The 23,923-nt window shown below is 67.2% G+C and carries 16 protein-coding genes and 1 tRNA gene; 16 read left to right on the top strand and 1 reads right to left on the bottom strand.

All coding sequences use genetic code 11. The features are described from left to right. Window positions 1–9 precede the first annotated feature (9 nt). Window positions 10–3,024 carry a calcium-binding protein gene (locus tag E8M83_RS23680; protein ID WP_137175803.1) on the bottom strand — a complete coding sequence of 1,005 codons (3,015 nt, stop codon included), beginning with the start codon at window positions 3,022–3,024 and terminating at the stop codon, window positions 10–12. Window positions 3,025–3,236: 212 nt separating this feature from the next. Here E8M83_RS23680 and E8M83_RS23675 point away from each other — a divergent pair, with 212 nt between their 5' ends. The 16 genes from E8M83_RS23675 (at window position 3,237) to epsE (ending at window position 23,922) form a co-directional block, all read left to right on the top strand. Further along, a complete protein-coding gene (locus E8M83_RS23675) occupies window positions 3,237–3,752 on the top strand; it encodes a hypothetical protein (protein WP_137175802.1) in 516 nt (171 codons plus the stop codon). A gap of 96 nt (window positions 3,753–3,848) precedes the next feature. Beyond that, window positions 3,849–4,607 carry a 3-hydroxyacyl-CoA dehydrogenase gene (locus tag E8M83_RS23670; RefSeq protein WP_137175801.1) on the top strand — a complete coding sequence of 253 codons (759 nt, stop codon included), beginning with the start codon at window positions 3,849–3,851 and terminating at the stop codon, window positions 4,605–4,607. A 114-nt stretch (window positions 4,608–4,721) separates the two neighbouring features. After that, entirely contained in the window at window positions 4,722–6,497 is a 1,776-nt protein-coding gene (ggt, locus tag E8M83_RS23665) for a gamma-glutamyltransferase (protein WP_206077513.1), read from the top strand. Window positions 6,498–6,613: 116 nt separating this feature from the next. Beyond that, window positions 6,614–7,759 (top strand): patatin-like phospholipase family protein, encoded by a 1,146-nt coding sequence (locus E8M83_RS23660; protein ID WP_229491868.1) that lies wholly within the window; start codon window positions 6,614–6,616, stop codon window positions 7,757–7,759. A gap of 2 nt (window positions 7,760–7,761) precedes the next feature. After that, on the top strand, window positions 7,762–12,006 hold the full coding sequence (locus tag E8M83_RS23655; protein ID WP_229491864.1) for a hybrid sensor histidine kinase/response regulator: 4,245 nt from the start codon (window positions 7,762–7,764) through the stop codon (window positions 12,004–12,006). Window positions 12,007–12,069: 63 nt separating this feature from the next. Beyond that, complete coding sequence (locus tag E8M83_RS23650) at window positions 12,070–12,765, top strand: response regulator (protein ID WP_137175799.1); 696 nt, start codon at window positions 12,070–12,072, stop codon at window positions 12,763–12,765. 126 nt (window positions 12,766–12,891) lie between these two features. Next, on the top strand, window positions 12,892–14,520 hold the full coding sequence (locus E8M83_RS23645) for a benzoate-CoA ligase family protein (protein WP_137175798.1): 1,629 nt from the start codon (window positions 12,892–12,894) through the stop codon (window positions 14,518–14,520). Window positions 14,521–14,528: 8 nt separating this feature from the next. Continuing rightward, window positions 14,529–15,050: a MarR family winged helix-turn-helix transcriptional regulator gene (locus tag E8M83_RS23640; protein WP_137175797.1), complete on the top strand. Its 522-nt coding sequence runs from the start codon at window positions 14,529–14,531 to the stop codon at window positions 15,048–15,050. 71 nt (window positions 15,051–15,121) lie between these two features. Next, window positions 15,122–15,196: transfer RNA gene (locus E8M83_RS23635), tRNA-Arg, on the top strand. Between the two features lie 140 nt (window positions 15,197–15,336). Beyond that, the gene (locus tag E8M83_RS23630; protein WP_137175796.1) at window positions 15,337–17,253 is read left to right on the top strand and encodes an ATP-binding cassette domain-containing protein; all 1,917 of its coding nucleotides are present in this window, start codon (window positions 15,337–15,339) and stop codon (window positions 17,251–17,253) included. Window positions 17,254–17,285: 32 nt separating this feature from the next. Next, window positions 17,286–18,011 carry a CAAX prenyl protease-related protein gene (locus E8M83_RS23625; RefSeq protein WP_137175795.1) on the top strand — a complete coding sequence of 242 codons (726 nt, stop codon included), beginning with the start codon at window positions 17,286–17,288 and terminating at the stop codon, window positions 18,009–18,011. A 36-nt stretch (window positions 18,012–18,047) separates the two neighbouring features. After that, window positions 18,048–19,283 (top strand): XrtB/PEP-CTERM-associated polysaccharide biosynthesis outer membrane protein EpsL, encoded by a 1,236-nt coding sequence (gene epsL, locus E8M83_RS23620; RefSeq protein ID WP_137175794.1) that lies wholly within the window; start codon window positions 18,048–18,050, stop codon window positions 19,281–19,283. Between the two features lie 16 nt (window positions 19,284–19,299). Continuing rightward, entirely contained in the window at window positions 19,300–20,682 is a 1,383-nt protein-coding gene (locus E8M83_RS23615) for an undecaprenyl-phosphate glucose phosphotransferase (RefSeq protein WP_137175793.1), read from the top strand. A gap of 263 nt (window positions 20,683–20,945) precedes the next feature. Then, window positions 20,946–21,971 carry a GDP-L-fucose synthase gene (locus tag E8M83_RS23610; RefSeq protein WP_137175792.1) on the top strand — a complete coding sequence of 342 codons (1,026 nt, stop codon included), beginning with the start codon at window positions 20,946–20,948 and terminating at the stop codon, window positions 21,969–21,971. A 34-nt stretch (window positions 21,972–22,005) separates the two neighbouring features. Beyond that, complete coding sequence (locus E8M83_RS23605) at window positions 22,006–23,085, top strand: EpsD family peptidyl-prolyl cis-trans isomerase (protein WP_137175791.1); 1,080 nt, start codon at window positions 22,006–22,008, stop codon at window positions 23,083–23,085. A gap of 60 nt (window positions 23,086–23,145) precedes the next feature. Further along, window positions 23,146–23,922: a polysaccharide export protein EpsE gene (gene epsE / locus E8M83_RS23600; protein WP_229491854.1), complete on the top strand. Its 777-nt coding sequence runs from the start codon at window positions 23,146–23,148 to the stop codon at window positions 23,920–23,922. The last annotated feature ends 1 nt before the right edge of the window (window position 23,923 follow it).

Genomic DNA, 23,923 nt, shown 5'->3' with positions numbered 1-23,923 from the left:
TTTCGTCGTTTACGGGGAGGGTGGCGGCACTGCCACCAGCTCGAGGTCGCCCATGGTCGGCGCGCCGCCGTTGAAGGTGGCGATGAAGGTGAGCTCGTCGGCGTCGATGACGCCATGGTCGTCCTGTGCGCGGAAATAGAGCAGGGCGGCGCTGCCGCCGTGCCCGGCGTGCCGGGCCAGGATCAGGATATCGCCGCCGCGCGCCAGCTCGCTGACGTCGAGCGCGCCGTTGAGCGTGTCCAGTGTCTGCTGCTGCAGCGATGCCGCGCTCGAGACGACGGCTGCGGGATCGATCAGCGTCACCTCCACCGCATCGATACCGGCGCCGACCACCAGCTGCCCACCGCTGCCGCCCAGCCAGTCGAAACCGTCCCCGTTGTCGTCGACGGCGGCGCGCAGGTCGCCGGCCAGGCCGATACGGTCCTTGGCCGGGTCGAAGTCCAGGATCAGGTCTTCGGCGCCGGCATCGATGCCGGCGTAGACGACCGTCAGCGCCCCGCTCTTGCTCAGCACGACGTCGTTCCCGCTTCCCGTGACGAGGCTCGCCGCGCCGGAGGCGTGGCCGAAAATGGCCCACGGGACCGCGTCGGTGAAGGCCGTGTCGCGGGACATCGTGCGCATGCCGACGACCGCGAAACCGTCGTTGTCGAAGCCGTTGTTATGGCCGCCCGCAAAAAAGACCTGGCCGGTCGCGAGGTGGCCCGCCGTCGTGTCGAAGGTGTCGTTGGTCCAGAACATCGAGTACAGGTTCGAGGCGAGCGGCCCGTTGAGCGAAAGGACATTGTCGCGCAGGCCGAATCCGGGCGCGGCGTGGTGGCCGGGGTCGGTCGGCAGCGGGGCAAATTCACGGTAGTTCAACAAGGAGAAGCCGTCGCGGTTGGCCAGGCCGGTCTCGCTGCCCGGGGTGTGCGTGACCGGGTCGGGCAAGGATTCGAAGGTCGCGGTGACGACGTCCCCGAGCAGCGATGAATACGAGACCGACTTCACCAGTGACATGGCGGGCGTCGGCGCGGCCAGGGTCAGGGTCCCGGCGGCGCGGTCGATGGTGAACTCGGCCCGGCTGCCGACGTCGCGCAGGATGGCGCTGCCCACCACGTCGTCGGTGACCCACTGCAGCATGAAGTCGTCGTCCGCGGCAGCGTCGCCCTGCACGAAGCGCCCGCCACTGGCCGAGCCGCGCACGAGCGCGATTTCGTTGGGGTCCAGGCCGCTCAGATACGTGTCGCGCCATACCGGCACGCCGGCGAACGGCCGGCCCAGGTCGACGATGTCGCCGACGCCGAGATGGTCGACCTTGTCGATGTGGGCGGTCTGGTCGCCGTCCTGGAACAGGGGCAGGCCGGCGCTGGACTCGCCGGCGCCATGGACCAGCCGGTCGACATCGTTGTCCGCGCCCAGGTCGATGGTGTCGCCGCCGCGTCCGCCGTGTATGACGTCGCGCCCGGCGCCGGCCCGGATCGTGTCGTTGCCGTCGCCGCCGAACAGCAGGTCGCCTGCGGCGGTGCCGTCGATGACGTCGTCGCCGCCATGGCCCCACACGTACTGGCCGGCCAGGTCCTGGCCGGCGTTCGAGCCGAGCGCGACCACGATGGCGCCAGGCGCGTTGCCGATATTCCCGCTCGGCGCCTGCACCAGCACGGTGCCGGTCAGGCTGCCTGTCGCACGTTCGCCAAGCACGACGTCGACCGGGGCGGCGCCGTCGCCGGCGTGGGCCTGCACCCGCTGGCCGCTGGCGTCTTCGATCAGCACGTCGCCGGGCTTGTCGGCCACGATGCGCAGGCCGTCCACGCCCGCCGTGATCGTGACGCTCGTCTGCTCCCCATCGACGATGACGACCCCGGCCGGATTGAGGCCGTCCAGGCTGGCGGCCGCCAGTGCGGCGCCGACCCGGTTGGCGATGCCGCCGTCCAGCGCGCCGCTGATGGCCAGCGCCAGGTCGGCGATGCTGTCGCCGGACTGCACGGTGTAGGTGAAGACCAGGGTGTTGCTGCCGTTGCCGCCGGTGTAGATGGCGGCGCCCCCGTTGTTCAGCAGCAGGCGGGTGCCGGCGGCGGCCTGCACGGTGTCGCTGAACACGAGGCGCAAGGCGATCGTCTCGCCGATCGCCAGGTGGTGATCCGTCGTGCCATAGCCGATGGCCGTCAGGGTTGGCGGGTCCGGCTCCGGCTCCGGCTCGGGTTCAGGATCGGGCTGCGTCACGGGCGGCGGGTAGGCCAGGTCGAGCAGCCCCTTCAGGCCATCCTGCCTGAGCAGCTCGACCAGGGATTGCAGGTCGATCCGCGCCGGCATGTCGTCCAGCACCTCGGCCACGCCGCCCTTGCGCAGCAGCTGGCGCATGAGGGTCGGCCGGTCCGCCGCCGACGCGGCGATCAGGTCCAGCGCCTCGGTCAGCAGCGCCGGATCGGCCGACCAGCGGCCGGCGTCGAACAGCTCGAGCAGGGGCCGCCCTGGCGCCAGCGCTTCCATCACGGCCGGATGATCGCTGAGCACGTTGGCCAGGCGCAGCGACGATGTCACCAGGGCGTCGAGCTGCCCGGGCGTGGCATCCGCCGTGACGGCGCGCAGCAGTATGCGTCCGGCCTCGATGCCGGTATAGCCGTGGTAGTCGGCGGCGCCAGGCTCGACCCGTTGCGTGAAGCGGCTGGCGGCATCCAGCCGCAGCAGGGCCAGGTCGCGATCGCTTCCCTGGGCGCCCTGCAGGATGGCGAGCGCCACGCCCTCCAGGGGCACATGGCCGCCCTCGACGGCATCGATCCAGAACCGCAGGCCGTCGGCTTCGGGAGCGCGGCTGAACAGCGTCTCGTAGATACCGGCAACGCGTTCGGGCAGTGGCACGTTGCCGAAACGGATCAGCGCCTCGTGGGACTGCGCGAAAGCGGCGCCGATGGCGGCAAACTGGCCGTCAGCTGCCTCGAATTGCCGCGTCCAGAATGCGAGCCCGTCCCGATCGGCGGGACGGCCGAAGAAGGCTGCATAGAAGGACTGGACGGTGGCCGCGTAGGCATTGGTGCTGGTCATCGGCATGATTGTCGCGAATTTGCAATCGGGAAACAATTATAGGTATGCAAATAGCCTTGGTACCATTATTAAGCGGTTTATATCGATAGTTCGTTGTTGTCCTTGAACACGTCTCGGCGGTACTGTAATTATGTGAGAAATTGTTTCTCGTGCGCCGTGCGCACGTTGACAAGACGATAATAGCTTATCGGTTAATCAAATAAAGAGAGAGGTCTGCCATGAACACGTCGAAAGCCATTCTTGCCTTCCTGCTCGCCGCCACGGCCATCGGCGCGGGCGCCCAGACCACCGGCGTGACCCAGGGCCAGCCGACGACCGGCGCGACCTATCGCCCATCGCTCGACGGGCAGCAGACTTCGACCCCGGCCCCGACGATCGACATGCGTCCCATGACCCAGGAAGAGAAAGCCACCGGCCGCCAGGAACCGTCGCGCCTGAAGGATATCGACCCCGCCACCCATCCGGCGCCCCAGAACGTGCGGCCGCAACCGACCGTGATGCCGCGCTCCCAGGACAGCCAGCCGGTGCCGCCGAGCGCGCGCGTGGTCGCGCCACCGCCGGCGACCGGCGCGCCGGCCCCGGTCGGCCCGACCTCGAGCCCGGTCAGCGCCTGCACCGGCGCCACCTGTACCGACGCCAGCGGCGCTACCACGGCCGGCCAGGTCGGCAATTCCAGCGTCAACAGCGCCGGCCGCCTGTGCAACCGCACCGGCAATACCATGCAGTGCTTCTGACTTGATCCGGTTCGTGGTTTTTTCCCATCAAAGTTCGCTACAATGCCTGTTGACGTTAACGTAAACGGCAAATAGAACTTTTATAAGGGACACACCATGCAAATCCAGAACAACGTCTTCATCGTGACCGGCGGCGCCTCGGGCCTGGGCGCGGCGAGCGCGCGCATGCTTATCGATGCCGGCGCGAAAGTCGTGATCGCCGACGTCCAGGAAGAAGCCGGCCGCGCGCTGGCGAGCGAACTTGGCGGCCAGTTCGTCAAGTGCGACGTCACCCAGGAAGCCGATGGCAAGGCCGTGGTCGAGGCCGCCGTGGCGCTGGGCACCCTGCGTGGCCTGGTCAACTGCGCCGGCGTGGCGCCTGCGGTCAAGACCGTCGGGAAGGACGGCCCGCACCCGCTGGACGTATTCCAGCGCGCCGTCAACATCAACCTGGTCGGCACCTTCAATATGGCGCGCCTGGCGGCCGAGGCCATGTCCCTGACGCCCGAGTCCGACCACGGCGAGCGCGGCGTCATCATCAACACCGCCTCGGTCGCGGCCTATGATGGCCAGATGGGGCAAGCCGCCTATGGCTCATCGAAAGCGGCCGTGGCCGGCATGACGCTGCCGATGGCGCGCGACCTGGCGCGCAACGGCATCCGCGTGATGACGATCGCCCCGGGCATCTTCGAAACCCCGATGCTGATGAATATGCCGCAGGAAGTGCGCGACTCGCTGGGCAAGATGGTGCCGTTCCCGCCGCGCCTCGGCCTGCCGAAAGAGTATGCCCACCTGGCCAAGGCCATCATCGAGAATGTGATGCTCAACGGCGAAACGATCCGCCTCGATGGCGCGATCCGCATGCAGCCTAAATAAAGAAGCATTGTTCCGAAAGCAAGCCTGCGCGACATGAGGTAGCATGTCTGCGATGAGCGGGCGCGTCGCCGCAGTGCGTGTGGCGGCGCGCCCGTTTGCTTTTGGAGAAACGATTTGAAACAACTCAGCACGCTCGCACTCGGCCTGGCGCTGGCCGGCATCTTTACTCAACCGGTCCTGGCCCAGGACTCGTTGCAGGCTGCGCCGGAAGCGGCCAGCGGCTTGCAGGAAAAAGCGGGCTGGCCGGCCCAGAAATACATGGTGGCCGCGGCCAATCCGCTGGCGGTCGATGCCGGCTACCAGATCCTGCGCCGCGGCGGCAGCGCGATCGACGCCGCGATCGCCACCCAGCTGGTGCTGACCCTGGTCGAGCCGCAATCGTCTGGCATCGGCGGCGGCGCCTTCATGGTCCACTACGACGGCAAGCAGACCCAGGCCTTCGACGGCCGCGAGACCGCGCCGAGCCGCGCCGACGAGCACCTGTTCGAGCGCCCGGACGGCACGCCGCTGTCGCGCACCGAAGGTGTGGTCGGCGGCCGCTCGGTCGGCGCGCCAGGCGTGCTGCGCATGCTCGAACTGGCCCATCGCCAGCACGGCAAGCTGCAGTGGAAAGCGCTGTTCGAGCCGGCCATCCGTCTGTCTGAACAGGGCTTCGCGGTCAGCCCGCGCATGCACAAGATGCTGGCCGGCGAAACGCACCTGCGCAAGGATCCGGTGGCGGTCGCTTATTTCTACGACAAGGCCGGCCAGCCCTGGCCGGTCGGCCACATCCTCAGGAATCCGGCGCTGGCCAGGACCCTGCGTGAGATCGCCGAGGGCGGCGCCGACGTGTTCTATACCGGCCGCATCGCGCGCGATATCGCGGCCAAGGTGGCCGGCCACCCGACCAATCCGGGCCTCTTGAGCGCGAAGGACATCGCCGACTACCGCCCCAAGGTGCGCGCGCCCGTATGCAGCGACTACCGCCAGTACACCGTGTGCGGCATGCCGCCGCCGTCGTCGGGCGGGATCGCAGTGGCCCAGATGCTGGGCATGTTCGAGACCTTCGACATGAAGGCGCTGGCGCCAGGAGACGGCGTGCCGAACGCCGAGGCGGTGCACGTGTTCTCGGAAGTGGGGCGCCTGGCCTACGCCGACCGCAACCGCTACGCGGCCGACAGCGACTTCGTGCCGCTGCCGGGCCGCGGCATCCCGAGCCTGATCGACAAGGGCTATTTGAAACAGCGCGCCGCCCTGGTCGGCGCCCGCTCGATGGGCGAGGCCAGGGCTGGCACGCCGCCGGGGATGGAGGTCGCCTGGGGCACCGACAATGCCATCGAGACGCCGTCGACCTCGCACCTGTCGGTGGTCGACGCCAACGGCATGGGCCTGGCGATGACGACCACCATCGAAGACGCCTTCGGTTCGCGCCAGATGGTCGACGGCTTCATGCTGAACAACCAGCTGACCGATTTTTCGTTCAGCGCGCGCGATGCGGACGGTCCGGTGGCCAACCGGGTCGAGGCCAATAAACGGCCGCGCAGCGCCATGTCGCCGACCATCGTGTTCGAGAAGGAAAGCGGCAGGCTGGTGCTCACCGTCGGCTCGCCCGGCGGCCCGGCCATCATCAATTATGTGGCCAAGGTGCTGGTCGGGACCCTGGACTGGGGCCTGAACGTGCAGCAGGCGATCGCGCTGCCCAATTTCGGCAGCCGCAACGGCCCGACCGAGCTGGAACGCGGGCGCTTCCCGCAAGCCACGCAAGACCTGCTGCGCGCACGCGGCCATGCAATCCGGGTAAGCGACCAGACCTCGGGGCTGCACGGCATCGAGCGCATCGGGGTGCACGGGGTGCCGATGTGGTTCGGCGGCGCCGATCCGCGCCGCGAGGGGATCGCCAGGGGCGATTGAAGTGGGGCAGGGAAGCGACAATTCCCGACAATTTGTCGCGATCCCTGCCGCATATTTGCCTCAAGACAAGCAGAGTTTGCTAACCTGTCGCCGTGGATAGCAAACAGAAAACCGGATTGATCCCGACAGGGGGAGGAGCGCGCGCCGCCTACCAGGCCGGGGTCCTGCACGCGATCTCGCGCATCCTGCAGGATGCCGGGCGGCCGGCCGCGTATTCTCCTTTCGACATCATCTGCGGCACCTCGGCCGGCGCCCTGAACGCGACCGCGCTGGCCTGCCGCGCCGACAACTTCGCCAGCGGCGTGCGCGGCCTGCTCGCGGTATGGGAAAACGTGGTCACCCACACGGTCTACCGCGCCGATTCGCTGGCCGTGCTGCGCTCCGGCGCGCGCTGGCTGTCGCTGTTGTCCTTCGGCTGGCTGCTGCGCAAATGGCGCGCCGCGCCGCCACGCTCGCTGCTCGACAACACCCCGCTGGCCGGCCTGCTGCACCGCGTGCTCGACCTGCCGCGCCTGGACGCCAACCTGGAATCGGGCCGGCTGCATGCGCTGGCCGTCACCGCGTCCTCGTACAGCAGCGGCCACCACCTGACCTTCTACCAGAGCGCGGCCCGGGTCGAGCCCTGGGTGCGCCACCAGCGCATGGCGATGGCGACCCAGATCGGGGTCGAGCACCTGCTGGCCTCGAGCGCGATTCCCTTCGTGTTCCCGGCGGTGCCGCTGTACCTGGCCGGCCACCGCGAGTTCTGCGGCGACGGCTCGATGCGCCAGTCGGCGCCGATCGCGCCGGCCATCCACCTGGGCGCCACCAGGGTGCTGGTGGTGGGCGCCGGCCGCATGAGCGAGCCGGCATCCTTCGACCCCGGCCAGGGCGGCTACCCGAGCCTGGCCCAGGTGGCCGGCCATGCATTGTCGTCGATCTTCCTCGACAGCCTGGCGGCCGACGTCGAACGCCTGCAGCGGGTAAACCACACGCTGGCCCGCATCCCCGAAGCGGCCAGGGCCGGCATGCCATTGCGCCAGGTCGAGCTGTTGACCATCGCGCCGTCGGAACAGCTGGACGACATTGCCGCGCGCCACACGGCCAGCCTGCCGGCGCCGGTGCGCACCCTGCTGGGGGCCCTTGGCGCGCTCGAGACGCGCGGCGCGGCGCTGGCGTCCTACCTGCTGTTCGAGGCCAGTTATACGCGCGAACTGATCCGCCTGGGCGAGCACGACACCCTGGCGCGGCGCGACGACGTGCTGGCCTTCTTCGCCCCATGAGCATGGCGCGTCTTTTCTTGTCGATGCTGGCGCTGCTGGTGGCCATGCCGCTGCGCGCGGCCGCCCCCGAGCCGACCCTGCGCTTCGAGCACCTGTCGGTGCAGCAGGGCCTGGCCCAGGAATCGATCCTGGCGATCGTCCAGGACCGCGACGGCTTCATGTGGTTCGGCACCCAGTCCGGCCTGTCGCGCTATGACGGCTACCGTTTCGTGAACTATCGCAGCGAGATCGGCAACCCGCGCAGCCTGGCCAGCAACTGGGTGCGGGTGCTGCACCTGGACCGCCACGGCCGCATGTGGCTGGGCACCGACGGCGGCCTGAATCGCTACGATCCGGCCACCCGCAGCTTCACCCTGTATGCGCCGCAGGAGCCGAGCCGGCGCGGCACCGGCAACCGCCAGATCAAGGCCTTGGTCGGCGACGGCCGCAACGGCCTGTGGATCGGCACCGCCGACGGCCTGCAGCACTTCGACCTCGAAAGTGGAAAGTTCACGGTCTGGCATCATGTGCCGAACGATCCGCGCACCCTGCGCGACGACGGCATCCAGGCGCTGGCGCTGGATGCCGACGGGCGCCTGTGGATCGGCACCGCGGCCGGCCTGGACAGCCTGGCGCCGGACCGCAAGACCATCGAACACCATGCCTCGAACCTGGACCGGCGTGCGCGTCCCGTGCACGCGCTGCTGGTCGACGCCGAACAGCGGCTCTGGATCGGCCGCTTCGGCGGGCTGGAGCGGCGCGCACTGCGCGGGCCCGACGCCGGCAGCGTGCGCCGCTTCGGGCCAGCGGACGGCATCGACGGCTACTGGATTACCACCCTGTACCAGGACCCCGACAGCACGGTGTGGGCCGGCTCGCACGACGACGGCCTGCTGCGCTGGCGCGCCGATGGCGAGTGCTTCGACGCCATCCGCAACGTCGTCACCGACCGCCATAGCCTGGTCGACAACTACGTCTCGGCCCTTTACCGCGACCGGGTCGGCACCTTCTGGGCCGGCACCTGGTATGGCGGGGTGTCGCGCGTGGACCTGGGCAGCGGCGGCTTTGCGCGCCTGAACGCGCGTCCGGGCGAGCCCGACTCGCTGGCCGACAACAAGGTGCGCGCCATGCTGCAGGACGGCGACCGGCTGTGGGTCGGTTCGGCCGGCGCCTTGCACCATTTCGATCCGCTGACCGGCCAGGCCGAGGTATTCCGGCACCGGAAGGATGACCCGAATAGCCTGATCGACGTGCCGGCGGCGGCCATCGTGCGCGACCATGCCGGCCTGCTGTGGATCGGGAGCCGCTCGGGCGTCACCTCGTTCGATCCGGCCACGCGCGCTTTCCGTCGCCAGGTGCTGCCGGGCGACGCCGACGCCAACAATGTGCGCTCGATGCTGGTGGACCGCGCCGGCAGCATCTGGATCACCACCCGCGGCGGCATGCACCGGCTCGATCCGGTCACCCGCGCCGTGACCAGCTACCGCCACGATCCCTCGAAATTCACCAGCCTGTCGGACGATGTCGCGCGGCCCATGCTGGAAGACCGGCATGGCCGCTTCTGGGTCGGCACCTTTGCCGGCCTTGACTTGCTGGACCGCGCCAGCGGGCGCTTCCGCCACTTCAGGCACGACGACTTCGACCCCAACAGCATCAGCCACGACGAGGTGCACCACCTGATGGAAGACAGCCGCGGCGACATCTGGATCGGCACCGCGGTGGGACTGAACCGCATGGTGACCGGCCAGGACGGCGCGCTGAGTTTTACCCGCTTTACGACGCGCGACGGCCTGGTCGACGATTCGGTGGCCGCCATCGTGGAAGACCAGGACGGCCGCATCTGGGCCAGCACCTCGGGCGGAATCTCGTGCTTCGATCCGGCCAGCGGGCGCTGGCGCAGCTACACGGCGGCCGACGGCATCACCGAGGGCGCCTTCTTCGACGCGGCAGTGTTGAAGACCAGCGATGGTACCCTGTATTTCGGCGGCTTCAACGGCATCACGGCGTTCGACCCGCGCGCGATCCGCGACAACAGCATCGCGCCGCGCCCCATGATCACCGGGCTGCAGGTATACAACCGCCCGCTGGAGCAGGCTTTCCCGGGCCTCTTGCCGGGACCGATCGAGAACGCCAGCGCAGTGACCCTGCCGGCCGACGCCGCCGTGATCACCCTCGAATTCGCGGCGCTGCACTTCGCCGCGCCCGAGCGCAACAAGTTCGCCTACCGCCTGGACGGCTTCGACGAGGGTTGGGTGAACGCCGGCGCCGACCAGCGCTTTGCCACCTATACCAACCTCGATCCCGGCACCTATGTGTTCCGGGTGCGCGCCGCCAACAAGGACGAGGTGTGGAGCGAGGACGTGGCGGCGCTGGCGCTGACCATCGAGCCGCCGCCCTGGGGCACGCCCTGGGCCCGGATCGGCATGATCCTGCTGGTGTGCGGCGCGATCTACGGGGCCTTGCGCCTGCGCTTTGCCGGCCTGCGGCGCCAGAAGGAGCGGCTCGAACACCAGGTCAGCGCGCGCACCGAGCAGGTCGAGCAGCAAAACCGCATGCTCGAGCAGCAGACCCGGGAATTGCGCGAGCAGGAGCGGCGCGGGCGCCACCAGAGCAACGAGCTGGCGCGCGCCTACCGCGCGCTGCAGGAGAACGAGGAATTCCTGCGCCACGCGAAGGACCGCGCCGAGGACGCGACGCGCCAGAAGTCCGAATTCCTGGCCAATATGAGCCACGAGATGCGCACCCCGCTGGCCGGTGTGATCGGCATGCTCGGCTTCGCGCTGCGCGACCTGGCGCTCAGGGACAATACGCGCGAGCAGATCCTGCGCGGCCAGGCCAACGCCGAGGCGCTGCTGGCGATCATCAACGACTTGCTCGACTTTTCGAAGATCGAGGCCGGCAAGCTGACCGTCGAGCGGATCGACTTCGACCTGCACGACAAGATGCGCAGCGTGGCCAGCCTGTTCCAGCAGCAGGCGGCCGGCCACAGCCTGGAATTCACGGTGCAGGTGGACGAGGACGTGCCGCGCTACCTGGTGGGCGACCCGACCCGCTTGCGCCAGGTGCTGGTCAACCTGATCGGCAATGCCTTCAAGTTCACCAGGTCGGGCAGCGTGACGGTGCACGTCGAATGCCGGCCGGACGACCAGGACCGCCCGCCGGGCATGCACATGATCCGCTTCACGGTGCGCGACACCGGCATCGGGATCCCGGCCGATGCGCTGCCGCGCCTGTTCCAGAAATTCGAGCAGGCCGACACCACCACCACGCGCCGCTACGGCGGCACGGGCCTGGGCCTGGCGATCTGCCGCCAACTGGTGGAACTCATGAAAGGCACGATCGGCGTCAACAGCGAAGAAGGCAAGGGCAGCGTGTTCAGCGTGCTGCTGCCGCTGCCGGACGGCGTCGAACCGGCCCACGTCGAGCACGCGCCGCGCGCGCCGCATAGCCATCGCCTGCGGATCCTGTGTGCCGAGGACTTCCCGACCAACCAGATCATCGCGCGCCTGATGGTGGAGGAGATGGGCCACGAGATCGACATCGTCGACAACGGCGTGGAGGCGGTGGCCGCCTGCGCCCGCAGGCGCTACGACCTGGTGCTGATGGACGGCCGCATGCCCGAGATGGACGGCGCCAGCGCCACCCGCCTGATCCGCGCCGGCGGCTCGCCCGAGGCGCGGGTGCTGGACCAGCACGTGATGATCGTGGCGCTGACCGCCAACGCCAGCGACGAGGACCGCACGCGCTACCTGGCCTGCGGGATGGACGCCTTCCTGACCAAGCCGATCGACGAGGCGGCGCTGCACCTGCAGCTGGCACGCGCGATCGAGCGCCAGCTGCAGCGCGGCGTGCCGCTCGATCCGATGCCGGCGCAAGCATCGCCCGAGGACCGTGCCCAGGACAGCCGCGCCCAGGCCATGGCGGCGCTGGATGCGATGTTCGACGTGACCTTCGACGAGGCGCCGGCGGCGCCGGCCGCCCCTGCGGCCCCGCATGGCGCAGCGCTGGCGGCACGCCTGCGCGCGGCCTTCGGCGCCGACCTGCCGCGCCGCCGCCGCGAGCTGGCGGCGGCGATCGCATCCGACGACCTGGATGCGGCCGGCCGCATCCTGCACGGCCTGCGCGGCAGCGCCGGCCACCTGGGCGAACCGGCGCTCGAGGCGCTGTGCGCCGAACTGGAAGCGGCGGCCGACGCCGGCGACCACGCGCGCCTGCGCGCCGGCCTGCCGCAGCTGCACGCGCTGCTGGATACCTTCCAGCGGCAGTAGAAATAAGCTGATCCTGTAACGCCTGCCTATAATGCAGGTCTTGACTGAACTGGCGGAGAGTTGATGAAGGTGCTGGTAGTGGACGACGACATCGTGGCGCGCATGATGCTGATGCATCTGGTCGACAGCTGCGGCAGTCACGCGATCCTCGAAGCGGAGGACGGCGCCGACGCCTGGCGCCAGCTGGAAGCCGGCCTGCGGCCCGCCATCGTGTTCTGCGACCTGCGCATGCCGCACATGTCTGGGCTCGAGCTCCTGCAGCGGGTGCGCGCCAATGCGGCGACGGCGGAACTGCCCTTCGTGCTGGTCTCGGCGGCCTCGGACGGCGCCACCCTGGACGAAGCGGCGGCGCTGGGCGCCAGCGGCTACATCGTCAAGCCGTTCCGCCAGGAAGACGTGCGCGCCCAGTTCGAGCGCCTCTTCCCTTCGACCGCCGCGGTGCAGGAGACGCCGGACGAAGCGCCGCACGAGGTGGCGCGCCGGCTCGGCATCGACCACGCGCGCCTGCGACTCTACCTCGACGGCCTGGCGCGCCAGCTGCAGGTGGCCATGCGCGAATCGCCGGCGAGCGACGAGGGCGCCGAGGCGCGCCTGAACCGCCTGCGCGAGGGCTGCAAGACGCTGGGCCTGTACGCTGCGGCGGCCGCGCTGGCCAAGGTGGCCGGGACGAGGTCTCCGGGGCCCGACGAGGTGGCTGCGGCGCTGGCGACCGCCAGCGCGGCGGTCGCGCGCCAGGCCGGGCGCGCGGCGGGTGGTTGACGCCGGGACGAGCGGGCACAAGACCGGCCACGAATCCGCTTGCCGATGCATTGCTTTAGATTTAAAGTATCCCTTGTTGCTTGAGCAACTGTCCAAGCGCCGAGTGTCACGCGACCGGGATCATTCATGAACGACGTCACCTTCGCAACGCTGTCCCCGTCCGGCCACACGGATGGCTTTGCCCGCGCCAACCTGCCGCCGTTGGCGACCTGGCCCGCATTCCTGTTCGACCTGCCTGAGCTGCATTACCCGGCGCGCATGAACTGCGTCGCCGAACTGCTCGACAGCGCCGTCAAGCGCGGCTGGGGCGGACGCACGGCGCTGATCGGCGCGCGCGAGCAGCTGGCTTATGCCGAGCTGCTGGCGCGCGTCGACCGCATCGCCCACGTGCTGCGCCACGACCTGGGCCTGGCCACCGGCAACCGGGTGCTGGTGCGCGGCGCCAACTGCCCGTCGATGGCAGCCTGCATCCTGGGCGTGATCAAGGCCGGCTGCATCGCGGTGCCGACCATGCCGCTGCTGCGCGCGCGCGAACTGAAGGCGATCGCCGACAAGGCAAACGTGAACGCGGTGCTGTGCGCCGGGTCGCTGGTGGAAGAAGTCGAGGCGCTGGACTTGCCGGTGCCGCTGGTGGTGTTCGACGATCCCGCCCCGGATGCGCTGGAAGCACGCATGGCGCGCCATGGCGAGCCGTTCGCCGCCGCCGACACGGCCGCCGACGACGTCTGCCTGATCAGCTTCACTTCGGGCACCACGGGCATCCCGAAAGGGACCATGCATTTCCATCGCGACGTGCTGGCGATCTGCGACTCTTTCCCGCGCCACATCCTGCGCTCGCAAGCGGACGACGTCTTCATCGGCACGCCGCCGCTGGCGTTTACCTTCGGCCTGGGCGGCCTGTTGCTGTTCCCGCTGCGCGTGGGCGCGGCCGGCGTGCTGGTCGAGCGCCTGAGCCCCGAGACCCTGCTGGCGGCGATTGCCGAGCACCGCGCCACCGTATGCTTCACGGCGCCGACCTTCTACCGGCAGATGGCGACGCAGGCAGGGCGCTTCGACCTGTCGAGCCTGCGCGCCAGCGTGTCGGCCGGCGAAGCGCTGCCGGTGGCGACGCGCGAGGCCTGGCAAGCGGCGACCGGGCTGGCCATGATCGACGGCATCGGCGCGACCGAGCTGCTGCACATCTTCATCTCGAGTGCGGGCGACGACGTTCGGCCCGGCGCCACCGGCAAGCCGGTGCCGGGCTACCAGGCCTGCATCCTCGACGCCGAGGGGCGGCCGGTGGGGCCGGGCGTGATCGGCCGGCTGGCGGTGAAGGGGCCGACCGGCTGCCGCTACCTGGCCGACGAACGCCAGCGCAACTATGTGCAAGATGGCTGGAACCTGACCGGCGACGCCTATGAGATGGACGCCGACGGTTATTTTTATTATCGCTCGCGGACCGACGACATGATCATCTCGGCCGGCTACAACATCGCCGGCGCCGAGGTCGAGGAAGCGCTGCTGCACCATCCGGCGGTGGCCGAATGCGCGGTGGTGGGGCGGGCCGATCCCGAGCGCGGGCAGCTGGTCGAGGCGCATGTCGTGCTGCGCAGCGGTCATATTGGGTCGGAAGCACTGGCGCAGCAGCTGCAGGAATTCGTGAAGGGCCAGATCGCGCCGTATAAATACCCGCGCGCGATACTGTTCAAGGAACAACTGCCGCGGACCGAAACCGGTAAACTGCAACGGTTTAAATTACGCACTGAAGCGGTTTGAGGACTTGCATGGATGACGACAGGCGCATGAGGACTGCCGAAGATGGAGCGGCGGATGAGCTGGACCTGGAAAGCCGCCTGACGGACGAACATCACCAGTCGCTGAGATTGTGGCTGCGCATGCTGTCGTGTACGACGCGGATCGAGAACGAGATCCGCAGCCGCTTGCGCACTACCTTCGGGATCACCTTGCCGCGGTTCGATCTGATGGCGCAGCTTGAGCGGCACCCGGACGGGCTGAGGATGGGGGAATTGTCGCGACGCATGATGGTCACTGGGGGGAATATCACCGGGATTACCGATCAGCTGGAGCGCGAGGAGCTGGTGGTGCGGGTGCAGGATGCGCGGGACCGGCGGGCGTCGGCGGTCAAGCTGACGGAGGCGGGTAGAAAGGCGTTTGCCGAGATGGCGGCGGTGCATGAGCGCTGGATCGAGGAGATGCTGGCGGATGTGCCGGGTGAGGACAAGGCGAGCATGGTGGCGTTGTTGTCGACCATGAAGCGGTGTTTGCGGGTGGACGATCCTGAGTAACGGTGAAGTGACGGGTATTGCGTTGCCGAGCTGACAGATCATGGCGGCGACTGGTACAATTCGCACCGCGTGTCGCCATCGTACAATGGATAGTACAAGCCCCTCCTAAGGGTTAGATGCAGGTTCGATTCCTGCTGGCGATACCATTCCCTCCGCAGCACGTCCCTGGATGATGTGAGAATTGACCTCGCAGGCGGTCCAGTCGGTACAATGTGCGCCTTATTCAATCAACTCACGCATTCGCCGGCGCCAGCGACCAGTTCGCACGCCGGGCCGCACATCGATCATGGCTGTCATCTCCCTCTCTTCCGCGCAACTGGCCTTCGGCCACGTCCCGCTGCTCGACCACGCCGATTTTTCGCTGGAAACCGGCGAGCGCGTCGGTCTCATCGGCCGTAACGGCACCGGCAAATCCTCGCTCCTGAAGGTCATCTCGGGCCGTTTCAAACTCGATGACGGCTTGCTCGTCATGCAGCAGGGCGTGAGCATCGCCTATGTTGAACAGGAACCTGTGTTCGATCCGGAAATGACGGTATTCGACGTGGTCGCGCTCGGCATGGGCGACCAGCAGGCGATGCTGACCGAATATGAAGAACTGACCGGCAAGTTCGGCCAGGGCGACGACGACGCGCTGATGGATCGCATGCACGTGCTGCAGACCAGGCTGGACGCCACCGATGGCTGGAACCTGGCGAACAAGGTCGAGACCACGCTGGGACGTCTGAACTTGGCGGGCGACGCGAAGATGGGCACGCTCTCTGGCGGTATGCAAAAGCGCGTGGCGCTGGCCGTGGCCCTGGTGTCGGCGCCCGACGTGCTGCTGCTCGACGAACCGACCAATCACCTGGACTTTACCTCGATCAAGTGGTTGGAGAGCCTGCTGCGCGAATTCCGCGGCTCGATCCTGTTCATCACCCACGATCGCAGCTTCCTCGACAATGTCGCCACCCGCATCATCGAACTCGACCGCGGCATCCTGCTTTCGTTCCCGGGCAATTTCACCACCTACCAGGAACGCAAGCGCGAGCTGCTGGCCAATGAAGAAGTCGAGAACGCCAAGTTCGACAAATTCCTGGCGCAAGAGGAAGTGTGGATCCGCAAGGGTGTGCAGGCACGCCGTACCCGCGACGAAGGCCGCGTGCGGCGCCTGGAAGCGCTGCGCCTGCAGCGCGCCGCGCGCCGCGACCAGCAGGGCCAGATCAAGCTGGACGTCGCCACCGGCGAGCGCTCGGGCAAGATCGTCGCCGACCTCGAAGGCGTGTCGAAGCGCTATGGCGACAAGGTCATCGTCGACAATTTCACCGGCACCCTGATGCGCGGCGACAAGGTCGGCCTGATCGGCCCGAACGGCGCCGGCAAGACCACCCTGCTCAAGATTATCCTGGGCGAAGAAACCGCCGACAGCGGCGCCGTGCGCCTCGGCACCAAATTGAACGTGGCCTATTTCGACCAGATGCGCACCCAGCTCAACGAAGAGGCGAGCCTGGCCGACACCATCGCGCCCGGCAGCGACTGGGTCGAGATCAATGGCCAGCGCAAGCATGTGATGACTTACCTGAACGACTTCCTGTTCTCGCCGGAACGAGCACGCTCGCCGGTCAAGTCGCTGTCGGGTGGCGAGCGCAACCGCCTGCTGCTGGCCCGCCTGTTCGCCAAGCCGGCCAACTGCCTGGTGCTGGACGAACCGACCAATGACCTCGACATCGACACCCTCGAGCTGCTGGAAGAATTGCTTGAGGAATACACCGGCACCGTCTTCCTGGTCAGCCACGATCGTACTTTCCTCGACAATGTCGTGACCCAGGTCATCGTGGCCGAAGGCGGCGGCAAGTGGCGTGAATTTGTGGGCGGCTATACTGACTGGGAACGCGTGAAGGCCGCGGCCCCGCTCGTCCAGGCGCCGGCGCCGGGTGCGGCCAAGGCCAGCGCCGCCAAGGTCGACGAGGCGCCAGCCCAGGGGGCCGGCAAGAAGGTCAAGCTGAGCTACAAGGAGCAGCGCGAGCTAGAAGAGCTGCCGCAGCTGATCGCCAACCTCGAGGACGAGCAGTCGGCGATCACCCAGCAGCTGAACGCACCCGATTTCTACAAGACCAACCCGGCCGACGCCAAGCGCATCAATGCGCGATTCGCCGAGATCGAAGACCTGCTGCTCGACGCGCTCGACCGCTGGGAACGTATCGAGGCGCGCGCCAGGGGCGAATAAGCGGCGCCTGCCGCTAGGGCGTGAGGATACAGATGACCGAACACAAGGATCCACGCCCCGTTGCTCCATCGGCCGCGCTCGCGGCCGACGAACCTTTGCTCAACCGCGCCGCCTGGGCGCGCATCCTGCCATTCGGCACCTATATCCTGTTCATTGTCCTTGGCGACATACTCGAGCGGCTCGGTGTCGGCCGCGCCGAGCAGCGCTGGCTGTATCCGGTCCAGGTCGTCGCCGTACTGGCCTTGTTGCTCGCGTTCTGGCGTGGCTACGAGGAATTGCACCAGTTCGCGCTGTCGTTCAGGCAGGCGCTGGTCGCCGTCGTCGCCGGCATCGTGGTGCTGGTCTTGTGGGTCAATCTCGACGCCCCCTGGATGACGATCGGCAGCGCCCCCGGCTACGATCCGCGCACGCATGGCGAGATCGACTGGCTGCTGGTCGCGATCCGCATCGCCGGCGCCGCCCTGATCGTGCCCGTGATGGAAGAATTGTTCTGGCGTTCTTTCTTGATGCGCTGGGTTGAACGATCCAATTTCATATCGGTTGATCCGGCTCGCATCGGCTTCAAGGCTTTCGTGATTCCATGCGTGTTGTTCGGATTCGAACACACTCTTTGGCTGGCCGGCATTGTGGCGGGCGTCGCCTACGGCTTGCTGTATATGCGGCACCGCAAGCTGTGGTCGCCGATACTGGCCCACGCTATCACCAATGGATTGCTGGGCGCCTGGGTGCTGCATACCGGAGGCTGGCAGTTCTGGTAATTCCTTCGGCGCAGCATCACCGGGAACGCAAAGAACATGCCTCACAACCCAGCATTGCATCGGCACCTGCAGCGCCATCGCACCCTGGCTGCGCTGGTGACAGTCTTGTGTTCTTTCCCGGCACTGGCTGCGCCGAAAGACGCGCCACAAAAAGAGGGCATGCGACTGCTCGGCGGCATCGGTTGGACCTATGACGACAACCTGCTGCGCGTCGCCGACGACGAGCAGCCCTTCGACGGCCGGCGCAGCGATGCTTACCGCACGCTCGATGCCGGCGTGGTGTACAACAGGACGCTCGGCCGCCAGCGCATCGCGGCGACGGCCAAGGTGTCCAAGGTCAAGTTCGACCACTTCGACCAGCTCGACTACGACGGGCGCGACCTGCTTGCCAGCTGGCGCTGGGAAGCCGGCAACAAGTTCGAGGGCCGCGCCGAGGCGCTGTACATCAAGACACTGGCGCCGTACACCGACTTCGACAGCGACGAGCGCAACCTGCGCCAGCAGCGCCGGCAGGTGTTCGATGCCGGCTGGAAGATGCACCCGAGCTGGAAGCTGCGCCTCGGCGCCGCGCGCGACAAATATACCTATGAATTGCTGGCCCAGCGCTACAACAACCGCACCGAAAAAGCGCTTGAGGCCGAGCTTTTATACAGGCCAAGAAGCGGCAGCTCGGTCGGCCTCGTCGCGCGGCGCGTGAAGGGCGAGTATCCGTATCGGCGTCCCTACAATAGCAGCGTGCTCACCGACGATTTCACACAAGACGAACTCAAGGCGCGCGTCGAGTGGCTGGCCAGCGGGACGACCACGCTGCAGGCGCTGGCCGGCTATGTGAGCCGCGACCAGCCCTCGTACGGCGAAGGCAGTACCAGCGGCTTCAACGGCCGCATCACCGCCTTGTACACGCCGCAGGGCAAGATCAGCTACAGCGCGTCCGTCTGGCGCGAGTTCGCGCCGATCGAAAGCCCGAGCGTCAGCACCACCCTGAACAAGGGCGCCAGCCTGCAGGCGACCTGGGCCGCGACCGACCGGATCAAGGTCGACGCCAGCGCCGCCTACGAACAACGCGACTACACGGCGCGCGTCGTATTTCCCGGGTCGAACGACCTGAGCGACTCGATCCGTACGGCGAGCGTGCGGGCGCTGTGGCAGGTTCGGTCCAAGGTGCAAGTGATCGCCGGCTACGCCTACCAGGCGCGCACCGGTTCTCCCGTACTCGGCACCGGCAAGTTCGACGCCAATATGGTGCAACTGAGCGCCAACGTGCTGTTCTGACGAGTGCTCTCGACGCATGACGGTCAACGACATCCCCATCATTTCGTTCTTCCAGCGCGTGCTCGATCCGCTGATCGTGATGGGCAGCCTGTATCTGGCGACACTGGCTTTCGGGGAACCGTTCTCAGGCTATTGCCTGGTGTTGATGGTCCTCGCCTTCTTCATCTCGTCGGCCGTCTACCAGCACATCGATCCCTACCGTACCTGGCGCAGCGGCCGCATGCTGGCGTATGCGCGCGATACCGTGTTCGGCTGGTGCCTGACGATCGCCGTGCTGTACTTCCTCGGCTCGGCCAGCGGCATGAAATATTATTACGACGAGCGCGTGCTGCTGGCCTGGGCGGTCGCGACGCCGCTGACGATCCTGGCCAGCCATATCGCGGTGCGCCTGGCCACCGGCAGCAGCCAGCGCAGCCGCGAACTTCGGTCGATCGTGGTGGTCGGCGCCAACGATGCCGGCATCAAGTTCGCCGGCGTGTGCGAGCGCCACCCGAACCTGTTCATGCAGGTGCAGGGCTTCTTCGACGACCGCGCCGACGGGCGCCAGCTCGTCGGGCTGAAGTACCCGATGCTGGGCACGATGCTAGATGTCGCCGCCTATGTGCGACGGCATAATATCAAGATGATTTTCATCAGCCAGCCGGTCTCGGCGCAGCCGCGCATCCGCAAGCTGGTCGACGAACTGAAGGACACTACCGCCTCGGTGTATTTCTTGCCCGACGTGTATGTGTTCGACCTGATGCAGGCGCGTTTCGACACCGTGGGCGGCATGCCGGTGATCGCGATCAGCGAGACGCCGTTCATGGGTTTTAATAGCGTGATCAAGCGCGGCACCGACGTCGCGGTGAGCGCGACCGCGCTGGTGCTGCTGGGTCCGCTGATGCTGCTGGTCGCGATCGCCGTCAAGCTCGGCTCGCCTGGGCCGGTGCTGTTCAAGCAGCGCCGCTATGGCCTGTATGGCGAAGAAATCTATATCTATAAATTTCGTTCGATGACGGTGCTGGACGATGGGCCGACCATCGTCCAGGCCAGGCCGGGCGACGGCCGCATCACGCGCCTGGGCCGTTTCCTGCGCTGCACCTCGCTCGACGAGCTGCCACAGTTCATCAATGCCTTGCAGGGGCGGATGAGCGTGGTCGGGCCGCGCCCGCATGCGGTCGCGCACAACGAGGAATACCGCAAGCTCATCAAGGGCTATATGCTGCGCCACAAGGTCAAGCCGGGCATTACCGGCTGGGCCCAGGTGAATGGATTGCGCGGCGAGACGGCGACCCTCGACAAGATGGAGGCGCGTATCCAGTACGACCTCGATTACCTGCGCAACTGGTCGCTGTGGCTCGACCTGTGGATCATCCTCAAGACTGTCAAGGTCGTCCTCACGCGCGAAAACGCTCACTGATCGGCGCACGGAAAGTGAACTGTCGGGCTTTGCGCGCATCGAATGGCAGGGTAGTCAGGCTTCGAGCCGGGCCGATGAGTTAATCAATTTTTCCCTGGCAACGGATGAGCACCAAATCGACGCTTCCTTTGATCTGGACGATTCCCGACAGCCTTGCGCGGCCATCGTAGCTGGGTAGAATTGTTAATGAGATTGCAAGAGCAATGACCGATTTCCCAGCCGCAATCGGGCGGGAAACACGGGCATTGATCACGGGAGTCAATGTGCAGAACAAACCTCGCATCTATGTTGCCGGCCATCGCGGCCTCGTCGGCTCGGCGATCGTGCGCGTGCTGCGCGCCAGGGGCCATGCCGACATCGTCACCCGCACCCACGACGAACTCGAACTGACAGACCAGGGCCAGGTGCGCGAGTTTTTCCGCACCGAGCGCATCGACCAGGTCTACCTGGCCGCGGCCAGGGTCGGCGGCATTCATGCCAACAACAGCTATCCGGCCGAGTTCATCTACGACAACCTGATGGTGCAGGCCAATGTGGTGCACGAGGCCTGGCGCGCCGGCGTGCACAAGCTGCTGTTCCTCGGCTCGTCATGTATCTATCCGCGCATGGCGGCCCAGCCGATCCGCGAAGAATACCTGATGAACGGCATGCTCGAGCCGACCAACGAGCCTTATGCCATGGCCAAGATTGCCGGCATTAAGCTGTGCGAAAGCTATAACCGCCAGTACGGCACCGACTACCGCAGCGTGATGCCGACCAATCTGTATGGCCCCGGTGACAACTACCACCCCGAGAACAGTCACGTGATCCCGGCCCTGCTGCTGCGCTTCCATGAGGCGAAGGTGAACGAGGCGCCCGAGGTCGCGATCTGGGGCAGCGGCAAGCCCATGCGCGAGTTCCTGTACATCGACGACATGGCCGCCGCCAGCGTGCACGTGATGGATCTCACGCCCGAGGCTTACGCGGCCAGCACCGAACCCATGCATTCGCACATCAATGTCGGCACCGGCCAGGACGTCACCATCGCCGACCTCGCGCGCCTGGTGGGCCAGACGGTAGGTTACCGCGGCAATATTGTTTTTGATGCGAGCAAGCCCGACGGCACGCCGCGCAAATTGCTGGATGTGTCCAAGCTGGCGGCGCTGGGCTGGCGCGCCAGCACGCCGCTGGCCGAAGGCTTGCAGCGCGCCTATGCCGCCTATCTCGACGCACGATGTGAGATCCTGAACAGAGAAAATGTCGCGAGCAGTCCAGAATGGCAGGTTTCGACCCGGACGGCGCATGCATGACAGCAGGCGGCGTCCCCCCACGTTGGAGAACCACATGAAGAGCTCGCACCAGAACGCCCGATCGTCCATTCTTTCGTTCACGCCAAGGCGGGCGGCATGCGCGGCCGTAGTCATGGCCAGCATGGCGCTGGCGGGCTGCAACAAAGATAATCCGGCGGCCGACGCCAAGCCCGGCCAGGCACTGGCGAGCGTGAATGGCGAAGAGATCACGATCCTGCAGCTGAATGAAGAAATGCAGCGCGCCGGCGTGCCGGCTGCCCAGCAAGAAATCGGCCGCAAGCAATTGCTGCAAGCCTTGATTGACCGTGAACTGCTCGAGAACGAAGCGGCCAGGGAAAAGATCGACCGCGATCCCAAGGTGATGCAGGCGATCGAGCGCGCGCGCTCCCTGATCATCGCCCAGGCCTATATGCAGAAAGCGGTGGGCGACGTCGGCCGCCCGACCCAGACCGAGATCGAAGACTACTTCAACAAGCATCCGCAATTTTTCGCCAACCGCCGCCAGTTCGCGATGAACCAGCTCGTGTTGCCGGCCTCGGCCGTGACACCCGAACTGCGCGCCGCCGCCGACAAGGCCAAGTCACTTGAAGAAGTTGCGGCCCTCCTCGACACCCGGCAAGTCGCCTACGGCCGCGCCCAGGTCACACGCAGCACGGCCGACCTCAAGCCCGAGCTGGCAGCCAGGCTGCTGTCGATGCCCAAGGGCCAGCTGTTCCTGGTGCAGGAAGGGCAGCGCGCGCTCCTGATCGCGATCGACGCGGTGCGCGATGCGCCAGTGTCGCTCGATATCGCTGCGCCGCAGATTGCGCAATACCTGGCCAACCGCAAGAACAAGGAACTGGCCCAGGCCGAGATCCAGCGCCTGCGCGCGACCGCCAGGATCGAATACCTGAACAAGGACCTGGCGCCCGACGCCGCCACGCCCGGTGCGCTGCCGACCGCGGCGCCGGCATCGCTGGCGGCCATCCCTGGGGCAGGGCAGGCGGGTAGCGCGGCGGCGGGCGCGGCGCCCATTGCGGGTGACGGCAACATCGGCCCGGCGGCTACCGACGGCGATGACGACAGCGCTGCCGACAAGGCTGCGCTCGACCGGGGCGTGGCAGGCCTCAAGTAGGATTTTCTGACGACCTTCGCAACTGGAGGATTGACGATGAGACGCTGGACGAGATGGGTGATGGGCGCCGCCCTCGTGCTGGGCATGGGGACGGGCACGGGCATGGCGGGGGCGGCCGAAGTGCTGCTGGGCGCCGGCGACGTGGTCAAGCTGTCGGTGTATGGCAGCCCCGACCTGTCGATCGAGACCCGCGTGAGCGAGAGCGGCCACCTCACGTTCCCGCTGCTGGGCCAGGTCGCCGTCGGCGGCCTGTCGGTGGCCGCGGCCGAGAAAAAAATCGCCGGCCAGTTGCAGAAAGGCGGCTATATCAAGCAGGCCCAGGTCAATATGCTCGTCACCACGCTGGCCAGCCAGCAGGTGTCGGTGCTGGGTCATGTGAACCGGCCGGGCCGCTATCCGGTCGAAGGCAGACGCAAGGTGCTCGACATGCTGGCGCTGGCCGGCGGCATCCATGGCGATGGCGGCGACATGATCAGCCTGGTGCGCACGCGCGACGGCCAGACGACGCGCGAGACCATCGACGTGGTCGATATGGTGCGCAAGGGCGAGCTCGACAAGGACTACGAAGTCGCCGGTGGCGACATCATCTTCGTGGAGCGGGCGCCGCGCGCCTACGTTACCGGCGAGGTAGGCCGCCCCGGGCCGTTCCGCCTGGAGCGCGGCATGACGGTGCAGCAGGCGATCTCGGCCGGCGGCGGCCTGGGCCCGCGCGGCAGCGACAACGGCATCAAGGTCACGCGCCGTGATGCCAGCGGCAATCCCGTCACCCTGGACACCAAGGCCAGCGATCCGGTCCAGGTCGACGATGTGATCGTGGTACGCGAGAGCTGGTTCTAGT

The sequence above is a fragment of the Massilia sp. HP4 genome (assembly GCF_005222695.1).
GTDB lineage: Bacteria > Pseudomonadota > Gammaproteobacteria > Burkholderiales > Burkholderiaceae_D > Telluria.
Note: the sequence above shows the minus strand (reverse complement) of the source record. Positions and strands in the feature narration are given on the sequence as shown.

Coding starts and splice junctions, on each gene's coding strand:
- E8M83_RS23680 (WP_137175803.1), bottom strand. CDS start 3,024: ATGCCGATGACCAGCACCAATGCCTACGCGGCCACCGTCCAGTCCTTC.
- E8M83_RS23675 (WP_137175802.1), top strand. CDS start 3,237: ATGAACACGTCGAAAGCCATTCTTGCCTTCCTGCTCGCCGCCACGGCC.
- E8M83_RS23670 (WP_137175801.1), top strand. CDS start 3,849: ATGCAAATCCAGAACAACGTCTTCATCGTGACCGGCGGCGCCTCGGGC.
- E8M83_RS23655 (WP_229491864.1), top strand. CDS start 7,762: ATGGCGCGTCTTTTCTTGTCGATGCTGGCGCTGCTGGTGGCCATGCCG.
- E8M83_RS23650 (WP_137175799.1), top strand. CDS start 12,070: ATGAAGGTGCTGGTAGTGGACGACGACATCGTGGCGCGCATGATGCTG.
- E8M83_RS23645 (WP_137175798.1), top strand. CDS start 12,892: ATGAACGACGTCACCTTCGCAACGCTGTCCCCGTCCGGCCACACGGAT.
- E8M83_RS23640 (WP_137175797.1), top strand. CDS start 14,529: ATGGATGACGACAGGCGCATGAGGACTGCCGAAGATGGAGCGGCGGAT.
- E8M83_RS23630 (WP_137175796.1), top strand. CDS start 15,337: ATGGCTGTCATCTCCCTCTCTTCCGCGCAACTGGCCTTCGGCCACGTC.
- E8M83_RS23625 (WP_137175795.1), top strand. CDS start 17,286: ATGACCGAACACAAGGATCCACGCCCCGTTGCTCCATCGGCCGCGCTC.
- epsL (WP_137175794.1), top strand. CDS start 18,048: ATGCCTCACAACCCAGCATTGCATCGGCACCTGCAGCGCCATCGCACC.
- E8M83_RS23615 (WP_137175793.1), top strand. CDS start 19,300: ATGACGGTCAACGACATCCCCATCATTTCGTTCTTCCAGCGCGTGCTC.
- E8M83_RS23605 (WP_137175791.1), top strand. CDS start 22,006: ATGAAGAGCTCGCACCAGAACGCCCGATCGTCCATTCTTTCGTTCACG.
- epsE (WP_229491854.1), top strand. CDS start 23,146: ATGGGCGCCGCCCTCGTGCTGGGCATGGGGACGGGCACGGGCATGGCG.